Here is a 13,093-nt window from a genome sequence, read left to right on the forward strand (position 1 = left end):
CATGCATAATGAACATGATAATAACAGCCAACTCAATGTGGTTAATGTCTTTGAACCGCAATTGAATCACGGCTTTATCCTAACAGATGAAGAGCGTGCTGAAATTGAAGGTGAAAAACACCACTATGAGGATGCACGCGCAGCGTCAATTGAAGCGCTGAAAATTGTGCAAAAAAACCGTGGCTGGGTAGAAGATGGCGCTATTCACGCTATCGCTGAAGTTTTAGGGATCCCTGCAAGTGATGTCGAAGGGGTCGCAACATTCTATAGCCAAATTTTCCGTCAACCGGTTGGTCGTCATATTATTCGCTATTGTGACAGTGTTGTTTGCCACATTACGGGCTACCAAGGCTTAGAAGCTGAAATTATTAAACAGCTGAATATTCGCCCAGGTCAAACAACAGAAGATGGTCGCTTTACGCTACTGCCAACCTGTTGCTTAGGCAACTGTGATAAAGGTCCATCGATGATGATCGATGAAGACACTCACACACATGTACAGCCTGAAAATATTCAAAAGCTACTGGAGCAGTATCCATGACAAACTCCTCCGTTAAACCCGTGATCCGAACTGCTGAAACACATCCGCTAACATGGCGTTTGCGTGATGACGGTCAACCTGTATGGTTGGATGAGTATCGCAGCAAAAACGGATACAAAGGTGTCGAACGTGCATTAAAAGGCATGGCGCCAGATGAAGTAGTCAACCTTGTTAAAGATGCTGGACTGAAAGGTCGCGGTGGTGCAGGGTTCTCTACGGGTCTGAAATGGAGCCTGATGCCAAAAGACGAAAACATGAAACTGCGTTACTTCTTATGTAATGCGGATGAAATGGAACCGGGCACATATAAAGACCGTTTACTGATGGAAGAGCTGCCTCACTTATTAGTTGAAGGTATGATTATCGGCGCTTATGCATTAAAAGCTTACCGTGGTTATATTTTCCTACGTGGTGAATACATTGAGGCCGCAAAGCATTTACGTCGCGCCATTGAAGAAGCGAAAGCAGCAGGTCTATTAGGTAAAAACATTCTCGGTTCAGGTTTCGATTTTGAACTGTTTGTCCATACCGGTGCGGGTCGCTATATCTGTGGTGAAGAAACAGCCCTGATTAACTCCCTTGAAGGTCGTCGCGCGAATCCACGCTCTAAGCCGCCATTCCCTGCAACATCAGGAGCATGGGGTAAACCAACTTGCGTTAATAACGTCGAAACTATCTGTAACGTGCCTGCGATTTTAGAGCACGGAGATCAGTGGTATATCGATTTAAGCGCCGGTAAGAGCAAAGATGCCGGCACTAAGCTAATGGGCTTCTCTGGCCGCGTTAAAAACCCAGGTTTATGGGAGCTGCCATTTGGTACGACTGCCCGTGAAGTTTTAGAGGATTACGCTGGAGGTATGCGTGATGGACTGAAACTTAAAGCATGGCAACCGGGAGGCGCGGGTACTGATTTCCTGACCAATGACCACCTTGATTTACCAATGGATTTCGAAAATATTGCAAAAGCAGGTAGCCGTCTAGGGACTGCACTGGCGATGGCAGTGGATAACGAAATCAATATGGTGTCGTTAGTGCGCAACTTAGAAACATTTTTCGCACGCGAATCTTGCGGTTGGTGTACTCCGTGTCGTGATGGGTTGCCGTGGAGTGTGAAAATTTTACAGGCACTGGAAAAAGGCGAAGGACAAGAAGGGGATATTGAAACCCTAGAACAACTTTGTCGTTTCTTAGGTCCAGGTAAAACTTTCTGTGCTCATGCGCCAGGTGCGGTTGAACCACTGCAAAGTGCTATCAAATATTTCCGTAAAGAATTCGAAGCGGGTATCTCGAAAAAAGATCTGCGCAATATTGTGCAGATTGCAGGTATCCAGCCAAACCTGTTAAAGCAGCGTTGGTAAGCATTTAGCGATTGAGCAACCGCTAAACGAATTTTTGACGAAGAACGTATTTATGATTAACGCCTGCTAACGCGGGCCTTTGGGAAGCATGCTGACTATGGCTACGATATATGTAGACGGCAAAGAATATGACGTAAACGGGTCTGAAAACCTGTTACAAGCCTGCTTATCGCTGGGGCTAGATATTCCTTATTTTTGCTGGCATCCGGCGCTGGGAAGCGTTGGCGCTTGCCGCCAGTGTGCGGTGAAGCAGTATCAAAACGCGGATGACACTCGTGGTCGCCTCGTGATGTCTTGTATGACACCGGCAACGGAAGGAACTTACATCTCCATCGATGATGAAGAAGCCAAACAGTTCCGTGAAAGTGTTGTTGAATGGCTGATGACTAACCATCCACATGACTGCCCAGTCTGTGAAGAGGGTGGTAACTGCCACTTACAAGATATGACGGTGATGACCGGTCATACCATGCGTAAGTATCGTTTTACAAAACGTACACACATTAACCAAGACCTTGGACCGTTCATTAGTCATGAAATGAACCGTTGCATCGCGTGTTACCGCTGTGTTCGTTATTACAAAGATTATGCGGATGGCACAGACTTAGGTGTCTATGGCGCCCATAACTATGTGTACTTTGGTCGTACAGAAGACGGTACTCTGGAAAGCGAATTTTCTGGAAACCTCGTTGAAGTATGTCCGACAGGGGTCTTCACTGATAAAACTCACTCAGAACGCTATAACCGTAAATGGGATATGCAATTTGCACCAGGTATCTGCCAACAGTGCAGTATCGGTTGTAACACCAGCCCAGGTGAACGTTATGGTGAACTACGTCGCATTGAAAACCGCTATAACGGTTCCGTAAACCACTATTTCCTGTGTGACCGTGGTCGCTTTGGTTATGGCTACGTCAACCGTAAAGATAGACCTCGCCAAGCACTGTTAAATAAAGAGGGTGTGCAGCAAGTTATTTCTGCGATTGAAGCGATGCAAAGTGGTGCGCAAATTATCAATCAAGCGAAAAAAGTGATTGGTATCGGTTCGCCGCGTGCCAGTATCGAAAGTAACTATGCATTACGTGCTTTAGTCGGTGCAGAAAACTTCTACTCCGGCATTTCTGCGGATGAGCAGCGTCGCTTAGGCTTGATGCAAAACATTCTGCAAAATGGCGGAATTTATACCCCGACATTGCGTGAAGTTGAAGGCTACGATGCGGTATTAGTGCTGGGTGAAGATTTAACTCAGACAGGTGCCCGTATGGCACTATCTGTTCGCCAAGCGGTGAAAGGTAAAGCGCGCGAAATGGCAGCAGCACAGAAAGTCGCTGACTGGCAAATTGCAGCAATCCAAAATATCGGCCAGCATGCGAAATATCCACTGTTTATTACGAATGTGGATGATACTCGCTTAGACGACGTGGCGGCATTTAACTACCGAGCACCAGTTGCTGACCAAGCTCGCTTAGGTTTTGCGATTGCCAATATGATCAATGGCGAAGCGCCAGCGGTCAATGATTTACCGGCAGATCTGAAAGCGAAAGTGGAAACTATCGCTCAAGCATTAGCAAGTGCTAAGAAACCACTGATTATCAGCGGTAGCCACAGTGCGAGTGATGCAATGATTGAAGCTGCAGCTAACGTCGCATTCGCGCTGAAAGCGAAGGGATCCAACGTTGGTCTGTCCTATCTAGCATCCCACGCGAACAGCTTTGGTTTAGCCATGATGAATGCTCAGCCGCTCGAGAATGCGTTTGCGCGTATTGAAGCCAATGAAGCGGATGTGGCGATTGTGATGGAAAATGATCTATACCGTCACAGCACTGTGAATGCAGTAAATAGCGCACTCAGCAAATTGAAACAGTTGATTGTGGCTGATCATCAACACACTGACATCATGGATAAAGCGACTTTAGTTCTGCCAGCAGCAAGTTTTGCAGAGGCGGATGGTACGCTGATTAACCAAGAAGGTCGTGCACAACGCTTCTTCCAAGTCTTTGACCCAACTTACTACGATAACAGTATCGTGATGAACGAAAGCTGGCGCTGGATGCATTCTCTGCAAACTGAAGCTCAGCAGCGTGATGCGGACTGGTCTCAGTTAGATCATGTTATCGAAGAATGTGTCACTGCAATGCCACAATTTGCAGGTATCAAAAATACGGCACCAAAAGCCTCTTTCCGCATTCGTGGTCAGAAGTTAGCGCGTGAACCACATCGCTACAGCGGCCGTACATCGATGTTAGCGAATAAAACGGTGCATGAGCCACGCCAACCACAAGATATTGACTCGCCATTTGCGTTCTCAATGGAAGGGAATAACTCGCCAACTGCACCTCGTCAGCAAATTCCATTTGCATGGGCGCCGGGTTGGAACTCCCCACAAGCATGGAATAAATTCCAAGCAGAAGTCGGTGGTCACTTGCTGTTTGGTGATCCAGGCGTGCGGTTATTCAACTCGACTGAAGGTAAATTAGCGTACTTTACTGAGATCCCAACGGCTTACCAAGGCACTGAAGCTCAGTGGGTTGTTGCTCCGTATTACCATCTGTTCGGCAGTGATGAAACCTCGCAGCGTTCTGATGTGATCCAGCAGCGTATGCCTGAGCCTTACATCATGTTGAATGCACAAGATGCAGCAGCGCTTGGTCTGAATGCTGGTGTGAAAGCTGAATTTAGTCATGCAGGACAAACATTGAGCCTGATCGTACGTATCAGTAATCACCTTGCAACAGGTCAAATCGGTTTACCACTAGGCATGCCGGGAATTGCACCAGTGATGGCTGGGGTGACTGTGAATAATCTGCGGAGGGGAGCATGATGGATTGGATTTCTCCAGCGGTGATGGAAGTGATAATTTCCATCCTCAAGTCTGTTGTTATCTTACTGGTTGTCGTGACCTGTGGGGCATACATGAGTTTGGGAGAGCGCCGAATTCTCGGTCTATTCCAGAATCGTTATGGTCCAAACCGAGTGGGTCCATTCGGGATGGGACAACTGATTGCCGACATGTTCAAAATGCTGTTTAAAGAGGACTGGATCCCTCAGTTCGCGGACAAGAAAATCTTTACTCTTGCCCCGGTTATTGCATTTTGTTCACTGTTTTTAGCCTTTGCAATTGTTCCTGTCAGCCCGACATGGCACGTTGCTGACCTGAATATCGGCATTTTATTCTTCCTGATGATGGCTGGTTTAGCCGTGTATGCGGTTCTATTTGCGGGTTGGTCAAGTAACAACAAATACTCATTATTGGGTGCGATGCGTGCATCAGCTCAAACCGTTAGCTATGAAGTGTTCTTAGGTTTGTCATTAATGGGTGTCGTCGCGCAAGCCGGCTCATTTAATTTAATTGACATCGTGAACTCTCAAGCAGGCATGTGGAACGTGATTCCACAATTCTTTGGCTTCATTACCTTTGCGATAGCGGGTGTTGCGGTGTGTCACCGTCATCCATTTGACCAACCAGAAGCTGAACAAGAAATTGCCGACGGTTATCACGTTGAATATTCCGGTATGAAATTCGGTCTGTTTTTCGTGGGTGAGTATATCGGTATCGTGACGGTGTCTGCACTGATTGTGACGCTGTTCTTTGGTGGCTGGCATGGTCCGTTCTTGCCTGCATTCCTGTGGTTTGCGATTAAAACAGCATTCTTCATGATGATGTTCATCTTGATCCGTGCTTCTTTACCGCGTCCACGTTATGACCAAGTAATGTCTTTCGGTTGGAAAATTTGTCTGCCGCTGACACTGCTTAACCTGCTGGGTACCGCAGCAGTGATTTTATACAACGCTCAGTAAGGGGTGATTGAACCATGACATTAAAAGAGTTATTGGTCGGTTTCGCCACCCAAGTACGCAGTATTTGGATGGTGGGTCTACATGCGTTCGACAAACGAGAAACGCAAATGTACCCGGAAGAGCCAGTTTATCTGCCTCCTCGTTATCGTGGGCGTATCGTGCTAACGCGCGATCCTGACGGTGAAGAGCGTTGTGTTGCGTGTAACTTATGTGCGGTTGCTTGCCCAGTGGGCTGCATCTCGCTGCAAAAGGCTGAGCATGAAGACGGACGTTGGTACCCAGAGTTTTTCCGCGTTAACTTTTCTCGCTGTATTTTCTGTGGTCTGTGTGAAGAAGCTTGCCCAACAACGGCAATCCAATTAACCCCAGACTTTGAAATGGCAGATTGGCGACGTCAGGATCTGGTTTACGAGAAAAATGACCTACTAATTTCAGGTCCAGGTAAATATCCTGATTATAACTTTTACCGTAAATCGGGTATGGCGATTTCAGGTAAAGACAAAGGTGAAGCGGATAACGAAGCGAAACCGATTAACGTCAAAGACCTGTTGCCGTAAGGAGCGATATTCATGGAATTTACTTTTTATATCGCCGGTCTGGTTGCTGTTTTAGCAACTTTGAGGGTGATTACCAATACCAACCCAGTACATGCGTTGTTGTATCTGGTGGTTTCTTTGCTGGCACTGTCAATGGTGTTCTTCTCCCTAGGCGCATATTTCGCTGGGGCATTGGAGATTATCGTTTACGCAGGTGCCATTATGGTTCTGTTTGTTTTCGTGGTCATGATGCTTAACCTTGGTCGTTCAGTGCAAGAACAAGAGCGAGCATGGTTAACACCGAAAACGTGGATTGGTCCGTCATTATTATCTGCGGTTTTATTAGGGATTTTAGTGTATGGGATCACCAGCATTTCTCACCAAGAGAAAACGGAAGGCGTGATTATTACTGCAAAAGAAGTGGGTATCAGTTTATTTGGTCCTTACGTCTTAGCGGTTGAGCTAGCATCATTATTATTGCTTGCAGGCCTTGTGGTGGCATTCCATGTCGGTCGTGACCGTACAGAAAACAGCGCTGACCTTGTCAGCAACCGTAATGCGGAGGAGCAACAATGATACCTCTTCAACATGGTCTGATTTTAGCGGCAATTCTTTTTGTAATGGGACTTAGCTGTCTTGTTATTCGCCGTAACTTGCTTTTTATGCTGATCGGGCTAGAAATCATGGTGAACTCCACAGCATTGGCTTTTGTCGTTGCTGGGAGTTTTTGGGGGCAACCGGATGGCCAGATTATGTATATTCTGGCGATTACACTGGCTGCTGCGGAGGCGAGTATTGGATTGGCGTTGTTACTGCAACTCCATCGTCATCGTCAAAACCTGAACATTGATAAAGTCAGTGAGATGCGCGAATGAACCTACTCTATTTAACGATTCTGTTCCCGCTGTTAGGGTCTGTGCTTCTCGCATTTTCCCGCGGTCGTTGGTCAGAAAATGTTTCAGCGATTATTGGTGCGGGCTCAGTCGGCCTCGCCGCTCTAGTTGCATTTTATGCAGGCAATGAATTTCTAGCTCAACCCATTTTACCTAATGGTGGACATGAGCCATATCCACAAGAGCTTTGGACGTGGATGTCCGTAGGTAATTTCACGATTCCATTTAGCCTCTCTCTTGATGGTCTTTCGCTGACCATGTTAGGTGTGGTAACGGGTGTGGGCTTCCTTATTCATGTATATGCTTCTTGGTATATGCGTGGTGAGGAAGGTTACTCACGTTTCTTCGCTTACACTAACCTGTTTATTGCGAGCATGGTGGTATTAGTGCTGGCAGATAACATGATGCTGATGTATCTCGGTTGGGAAGGGGTAGGGCTGTGCAGTTATCTGTTAATTGGTTTCTATTATACCAATCCAGATAACGGCAAAGCGGCGATGAAAGCCTTTTTCGTCACCCGTATTGGTGATGTGTTCTTAGCTATTGGCATGTTCATCCTGTACAACGAACTGGGAACATTAAACTTTAGCGAAATGGCACAACGTGCGGCTCAGCTATCTCCAGAAGGCTTATCAATGCTGAACTGGGCAACGCTGATGTTATTAGGTGGTGCGGTAGGTAAATCTGCTCAGTTACCATTACAAACATGGTTAGCCGATGCGATGGCGGGTCCAACGCCAGTTTCAGCACTGATCCACGCCGCAACCATGGTGACCGCAGGTGTTTACTTAATCGCGCGTACCCATGGTCTATTCCTATTAACCCCTGAAATTTTACATTTAGTTGGGGTTGTTGGTGCGGCTACCTTACTGTTTGCAGGCTGTGCAGCATTAGTACAAACGGATATCAAGCGTGTTCTTGCTTACTCAACCATGAGCCAGATTGGTTATATGTTCTTGGCACTTGGCGTCCAAGCATGGGATGCAGCAATTTTCCATCTGATGACTCACGCATTCTTTAAAGCGTTATTGTTCCTGTCCGCAGGTTCCGTGATCCTTGCATGTCACCACGAGCAAAATATCTTCAAGATGGGTGGGTTGCGTAAGCAAATTCCATTCGTTTATGGGGTGATGTTAATCGGCGGTAGTGCCTTGGCTGCGTTGCCACTGTTTACCTCTGGTTTCTACAGTAAAGATGCCATCTTGTGGGGGGCGAAACTGGATGGGCAAACTGTGCTGTTATGGGCAGGTATTATCGGTGCATTGATGACCGCAATTTATACCTTCCGTATGATTTTCATCGTGTTCCACGGTGAAGCAAAAATCAAAGCGCATAAAGTTAAAGGCATCACTCACACAGTACCACTGGCAATCTTGGCAGTCCTAGCGACGTTCGTGGGAGCCATGATCCACCAGCCATTAGAGGGAGTATTCCCTGCAAAACCAATTGAAGCAGAAGATGGCAAAGTGCTTATCGAAGTGATCTCGGGTGGTTTTGCCGTCGCAGGCTTGTTAATTGCGATATTCCTCTATCTGTTTAGACGCTCTATCGTTGACGGGATCGCTAAAACAGCAATTGGTCGTTTCTTCTCTACGTGGTGGTATCACGCATGGGGCTTTGACTGGCTGTATGACGTTATCTTTGTAAAACCTTTTAAAGGTGTTGCATGGTTGCTCGAAAGCGATCCGATAAACTCACTGATGAATATTCCTGCCCACCTTTCACGTTGGGTGAACAAAGGACTTGCAGTGAGTGAAAACGGTCAGATCCGTTGGTATATTGCCTCTCTGGGGCTGGGTGCAGTGCTAATTCTTGCTCTGCTGCTTTTGGTTTAATAAAGGGACACATTGCGCCATGCTACTACCTTGGCTAATACTTATTCCCTTCATCGGTGGCTTGCTAAGCTGGCAGGCCGATCGATTTAATCACCGCGCACCTCGCTGGATTGCGCTGGGGACGATGGGAACAACGCTGATCCTTGCTGTGCTATTATGGCTGCAAGGAGATTATTCACTGGTAAACCCTCAGGGTATTCCACAATGGCAGGATGTTTATTTTCGTGAGTGGATCCCTGCGCTGGGTATCAATTTTTCATTAGCAGTTGATGGTTTATCTCTACTGATGGTTGTGCTGACTGCGATTATGGGTGCTTTTTCTATACTCAGTTCGTGGAGTGAAAAACAGCAAAATCAAGGTGCTTATCACTTTAACCTGTTATGGATTATTGCAGGTGTGATGGGGATCTTTACTGCGGTAGACTTATTCCTATTCTTCTTCTTCTGGGAAATGATGTTGATCCCTATGTACTTCCTGATTGCGAATTGGGGACACAAAGGGACTGAAAATCGTCAACATATCAACGCTGCGACTAAGTTCTTTATTTATACTCAGGTCAGCGGTTTGATTATGTTAGTGGCGATTATTGGCTTAGTGCTCGTTCACTATAAAGAATCCGACGTATTCACTTTCGATTATAACCAGTTGCTTGGCACCGAAAGTGCGATGTCTGGCATTACTGGCTTTATGTTGATGCTAGGTTTCTTTATTGCTTTTGCGGTAAAAATGCCATTAGTGCCTTTCCATGGCTGGATGGCGGATACTCAAGAACAATCGCCAACGGCGGGTTCTGTGGATATTTCGGGTATCATGCTGAAAACAGCAGCGTATGGCCTCCTGCGTTTCACATTACCGCTATTCCCTGAAGCTTCACTTGCATTTACACCGGTCGCTATGACTCTGGGTGTAATCAGTATCTTCTACGGTGCTTGGTTAGCGTTCAAACAGACGGATATTAAACGTTTAGCGGCTTACAGTAGCTTATCTCATATGGGATTTGTCACTGTCGCAATCTACGCAACTTCAGTATTGGCATACCAAGGTGCAGTCATTCAGATGATCACGAATGGTCTATCTGGTGCCGCGCTGATTATTATCAGTGGTCAGCTGTACGAACGCACTCAAACTCGTGATATGCGTATGATGGGTGGGTTATGGAAGCGGATTAAATGGTTACCGGGAATGTCCTTATTCTTTGCTGCTGCGACATTAGGTATGCCGGGAACAGGTAACTTTATCGGCGAATTTATGATCCTGTTTGGTAGCTTCAGCCAATTCACTTTAGTCACCTGTATTATGGTGTTTGGTGTGGTATTTGCCTCTATCTACGCATTGTGGATGATGCAGCAGACTTACTACGGAATGCCTAAATCGGAAACTGAACTGAAAGGGTTAACTGCCCGTGAGTTTGGTGTTTTACTAGTTCTGGCGGCTTTACTGGTTATTATTGGTTTCTTCCCTCAGCCTATCTTAGATACGTCTGCGGGCTCGATGGAAACGTTGTATAACCTGTATTCTGCTTCAATGACAACACAAGGGTAGTATTCGCCATGACAATACAACTTTCAGAATTGTTCGCAATATTGCCGCTCATCCTTGCTGGATTGAATGCGGTAGTTGTGATGCTGTCCATTGCGTGGCGACGCGACCATATAACAAGTGCCTCGCTGACAGTGTTTGGCTTTCTTATTACTGGGCTATCACTGATTTTGATCTATTTCGCCGCATCACCGGATGATGGTAACGCACTGTTACCTAGGTATGTGACGTCGTTATTGATAGTCGATGGTTTCGCGTTGTTCTACTCTGGATTAGTCTTGATTGCGGGTATCGGGACTGCGATCTTTGCTTACCACTGGTTAGAAGGCTTTGACGATAACAAAGAAGAGTTTTATCTGTTACTGGCGATTGCCGTGACGGGTGGAATTCTGCTTGCTATGTCGAACCATATGGCATCGATGTTTATTGGTATTGAATTAATTTCCCTGCCATTATTTGGATTAGTAGCCTATACCTTTGAACGTAGCCGTACTTTAGAAGCCGGTATTAAATATATGGTTCTCTCTGCGGCAGCGTCTTCATTCTTATTGTTCGGTATTGCATTACTGTACGCGGAATCAGGTAGTTTAACGTTCTCTGCGGTTGGCAAAAGTTTAGCGGAAAACAGTCTCCATGCTCCATTAATTCTGGTTGGTTTAGGGATGATGATTGTAGGCTTCGGCTTTAAATTATCGCTATTCCCATTCCAATTATGGACACCAGATGTTTACCAAGGTGCGCCAGCGCCAGTGGCAGGGTTCTTAGCAACCGGCAGTAAAATCGCTATTTTTGCGGTACTAGTGCGACTGTTCCTTGAATCACCGATCACACACAGTAATTCTTTGCCTCAAACAGATACGTTATCTACGGTCATTATTGTGATTGCAGTGGCTTCAATTCTGTTTGGTAACTTGTTAGCACTGACTCAGAAAAGTGCTAAACGCCTATTAGGTTACTCATCAATTGCCCATATGGGGTATTTGTTAGTGACCTTAGTGGCGATGCGCGCAGATATTTATCTGGCACAAATGACGGTGCTTATTTATTTAGCGGGTTACTTGTTTGCAAGCTTAGGTGCATTTGGTGTGGTTAGCGTTATTTCTAGCCCATACCGCGGTGATGACCAGGATGATTTCAGTGCATTCCGTGGCTTATTTTGGCACAAGCCAGTGCTTGCTATGGTCATGACGGTCATGATGTTATCCCTTGCCGGTATCCCAATCACAGTTGGCTTTATTGGTAAATTCTATGCGGTCATGTCGACGGTTTATGCAGAACTGTGGTGGTTAACGGGTGCTGTTGTTGTCGGTAGTGCGCTTGGTTTATTCTATTACCTGCGCTTTATGGCAAGCCTTTATAGCCGTGATACTGAACATGGGGATCGCTATACAGGACCAGAAAAAGCAACTGTTGGTACTGTTTTCGCTGCGATTTGTGCAATTGCGGTGATTGTATTTGGTGTATGGCCACAACCATTAATCGAATTAGCCTATACTGGGATGGCATTTTTAGGCTAAAGAATTAGCTAAAAAAGAAGATGTCGAAAAGACCGGTTACCTCACAGTAACCGGTCTTTTTTTAATCAGGCAATTGTCGCTGATATTGGTATTCAACATCATTTAGATAGGTCATCAACATTTGGCTTGCCATGTTTATTTGGGCTAAATCTATCGTTTTGTCTAAAATTTTTTCGCCGATAAAATGGCACCAAGATTCCCAATACACTTTAAGCAATCCTACTTGTGTAATAATGGTTTGTTTATAAGTTTCTATTGCGGTGATGTCGCTTGAATATGCCATCAGTTGAGTCAATCTAAAAATATTATTATCAAGCGTATTTATTTCTTCTCGTAGTTCAATAATTTTATCACTCAGGTAGATTCTCACATCAACCAACTGGCTGAATTGTAATCCATCATCAACCATAGTAAGTAAATTCCTAATGTAGCTGATAGCCGCTTTCAATATATCTTTTTTATTTGGTTGAATATCGATAGAGTCAATTAATTCTTTTCCTTGAAAATATTTATCAAAAAAATCAGTTATTTTATGTTTTAAAATAATATCTTCAGCAGCCATGATGACGGAAAGATTATTATTTAACTCATTCACTTTTAACTGTTTTCCATTTTTAGAATTTACCAAAGACTCTTTTTGTGATGTATATTGCGATAGCTTAAGCATATTAGGCTCATTGAGATGAAAAACGAGTAATGACTCAAGTGTATAACGTGTCTTTGAAATTAAGTTTTCCAATTCGGTTTTTATATCAATTAAATCATCAACAAATCCTGCTGTGATAATTTTTCTTTTTGAATCTAGGTATTCACTATCTGCTAACTCTGTATTCTGTATTTCATGAAGCTCATTTTGTAAAATATAATTGACTTTTATACGTAATATAGGAATGGAGTTACGGATCAATTCATTGATTTTTTCAGTTTTAATCGCTATCTTTTGGAGCCTGCTATAAATGATATAATCATAATTAATAATATTTTTATTGTATGAACTAATGTTGTTTGAGATACACCGTAATTGGTAAATATCAATGGAAGGTAATTTTGGTAACTTAAGGATATCATGCATATA

At 44.8% G+C, this 13,093-nt stretch carries 11 protein-coding genes; 10 read left to right on the plus strand and 1 reads right to left on the minus strand.

Annotated features, from left to right (window positions below; genetic code table 11):
• Position 1: 1 nt before the first annotated feature.
• The 10 genes from nuoE to nuoN all read left to right on the plus strand — a co-directional run bounded on the left by nuoE (position 2) and on the right by nuoN (position 12,018).
• On the plus strand, positions 2–541 hold the full coding sequence (gene nuoE, locus PR761_RS01470; RefSeq protein ID WP_006815534.1) for an NADH-quinone oxidoreductase subunit NuoE: 540 nt from the start codon (positions 2–4) through the stop codon (positions 539–541).
• A complete protein-coding gene (nuoF, locus tag PR761_RS01475) occupies positions 538–1,899 on the plus strand; it encodes an NADH-quinone oxidoreductase subunit NuoF (protein ID WP_006815533.1) in 1,362 nt (453 codons plus the stop codon). Before nuoE ends, nuoF begins: the two co-directional genes overlap by 4 nt.
• Before the next feature lie 97 nt (positions 1,900–1,996).
• Positions 1,997–4,720: an NADH-quinone oxidoreductase subunit NuoG gene (nuoG, locus tag PR761_RS01480; protein ID WP_112837553.1), complete on the plus strand. Its 2,724-nt coding sequence runs from the start codon at positions 1,997–1,999 to the stop codon at positions 4,718–4,720.
• Positions 4,720–5,697 (plus strand): NADH-quinone oxidoreductase subunit NuoH, encoded by a 978-nt coding sequence (gene nuoH / locus PR761_RS01485; RefSeq protein ID WP_039855361.1) that lies wholly within the window; start codon positions 4,720–4,722, stop codon positions 5,695–5,697. Before nuoG ends, nuoH begins: the two co-directional genes overlap by 1 nt.
• 14 nt (positions 5,698–5,711) lie before the next feature.
• Positions 5,712–6,254 (plus strand): NADH-quinone oxidoreductase subunit NuoI, encoded by a 543-nt coding sequence (gene nuoI, locus PR761_RS01490; protein ID WP_006815530.1) that lies wholly within the window; start codon positions 5,712–5,714, stop codon positions 6,252–6,254.
• A gap of 12 nt (positions 6,255–6,266) precedes the next feature.
• The gene (nuoJ, locus tag PR761_RS01495; RefSeq protein ID WP_006815529.1) at positions 6,267–6,809 is read left to right on the plus strand and encodes an NADH-quinone oxidoreductase subunit J; all 543 of its coding nucleotides are present in this window, start codon (positions 6,267–6,269) and stop codon (positions 6,807–6,809) included.
• Positions 6,806–7,108 (plus strand): NADH-quinone oxidoreductase subunit NuoK, encoded by a 303-nt coding sequence (gene nuoK / locus PR761_RS01500; RefSeq protein ID WP_006815528.1) that lies wholly within the window; start codon positions 6,806–6,808, stop codon positions 7,106–7,108. Before nuoJ ends, nuoK begins: the two co-directional genes overlap by 4 nt.
• The gene (gene nuoL, locus PR761_RS01505) at positions 7,105–8,961 is read left to right on the plus strand and encodes an NADH-quinone oxidoreductase subunit L (RefSeq protein WP_006815527.1); all 1,857 of its coding nucleotides are present in this window, start codon (positions 7,105–7,107) and stop codon (positions 8,959–8,961) included. Before nuoK ends, nuoL begins: the two co-directional genes overlap by 4 nt.
• A 19-nt stretch (positions 8,962–8,980) precedes the next feature.
• The gene (gene nuoM, locus PR761_RS01510) at positions 8,981–10,504 is read left to right on the plus strand and encodes an NADH-quinone oxidoreductase subunit M (RefSeq protein ID WP_006815526.1); all 1,524 of its coding nucleotides are present in this window, start codon (positions 8,981–8,983) and stop codon (positions 10,502–10,504) included.
• Between the two features lie 8 nt (positions 10,505–10,512).
• Positions 10,513–12,018 (plus strand): NADH-quinone oxidoreductase subunit NuoN, encoded by a 1,506-nt coding sequence (nuoN, locus tag PR761_RS01515; RefSeq protein WP_112836993.1) that lies wholly within the window; start codon positions 10,513–10,515, stop codon positions 12,016–12,018.
• A gap of 61 nt (positions 12,019–12,079) precedes the next feature.
• On the opposite strand, the gene PR761_RS01520 is transcribed toward nuoN, so the two are convergent.
• The gene (locus PR761_RS01520) at positions 12,080–13,090 is read right to left on the minus strand and encodes an alpha-xenorhabdolysin family binary toxin subunit B (RefSeq protein ID WP_006815524.1); all 1,011 of its coding nucleotides are present in this window, start codon (positions 13,088–13,090) and stop codon (positions 12,080–12,082) included.
• Positions 13,091–13,093: the final 3 nt, after the last annotated feature.

It is taken from the genome of Providencia sp. PROV210 (genome assembly GCF_028479445.1).
GTDB lineage: Bacteria > Pseudomonadota > Gammaproteobacteria > Enterobacterales > Enterobacteriaceae > Providencia > Providencia rustigianii.

Excerpts from the sequence above, each read along its gene's own strand:
- nuoI (WP_006815530.1), top strand. The coding sequence starts at position 5,712 with ATGACATTAAAAGAGTTATTGGTCGGTTTCGCCACCCAAGTACGCAGT.
- nuoN (WP_112836993.1), top strand. The coding sequence starts at position 10,513 with ATGACAATACAACTTTCAGAATTGTTCGCAATATTGCCGCTCATCCTT.
- nuoH (WP_039855361.1), top strand. The coding sequence starts at position 4,720 with ATGGATTGGATTTCTCCAGCGGTGATGGAAGTGATAATTTCCATCCTC.
- nuoJ (WP_006815529.1), top strand. The coding sequence starts at position 6,267 with ATGGAATTTACTTTTTATATCGCCGGTCTGGTTGCTGTTTTAGCAACT.
- nuoF (WP_006815533.1), top strand. The coding sequence starts at position 538 with ATGACAAACTCCTCCGTTAAACCCGTGATCCGAACTGCTGAAACACAT.
- nuoE (WP_006815534.1), top strand. The coding sequence starts at position 2 with ATGCATAATGAACATGATAATAACAGCCAACTCAATGTGGTTAATGTC.
- nuoL (WP_006815527.1), top strand. The coding sequence starts at position 7,105 with ATGAACCTACTCTATTTAACGATTCTGTTCCCGCTGTTAGGGTCTGTG.
- nuoK (WP_006815528.1), top strand. The coding sequence starts at position 6,806 with ATGATACCTCTTCAACATGGTCTGATTTTAGCGGCAATTCTTTTTGTA.
- PR761_RS01520 (WP_006815524.1), bottom strand. The coding sequence starts at position 13,090 with ATGCATGATATCCTTAAGTTACCAAAATTACCTTCCATTGATATTTAC.
- nuoG (WP_112837553.1), top strand. The coding sequence starts at position 1,997 with ATGGCTACGATATATGTAGACGGCAAAGAATATGACGTAAACGGGTCT.
- nuoM (WP_006815526.1), top strand. The coding sequence starts at position 8,981 with ATGCTACTACCTTGGCTAATACTTATTCCCTTCATCGGTGGCTTGCTA.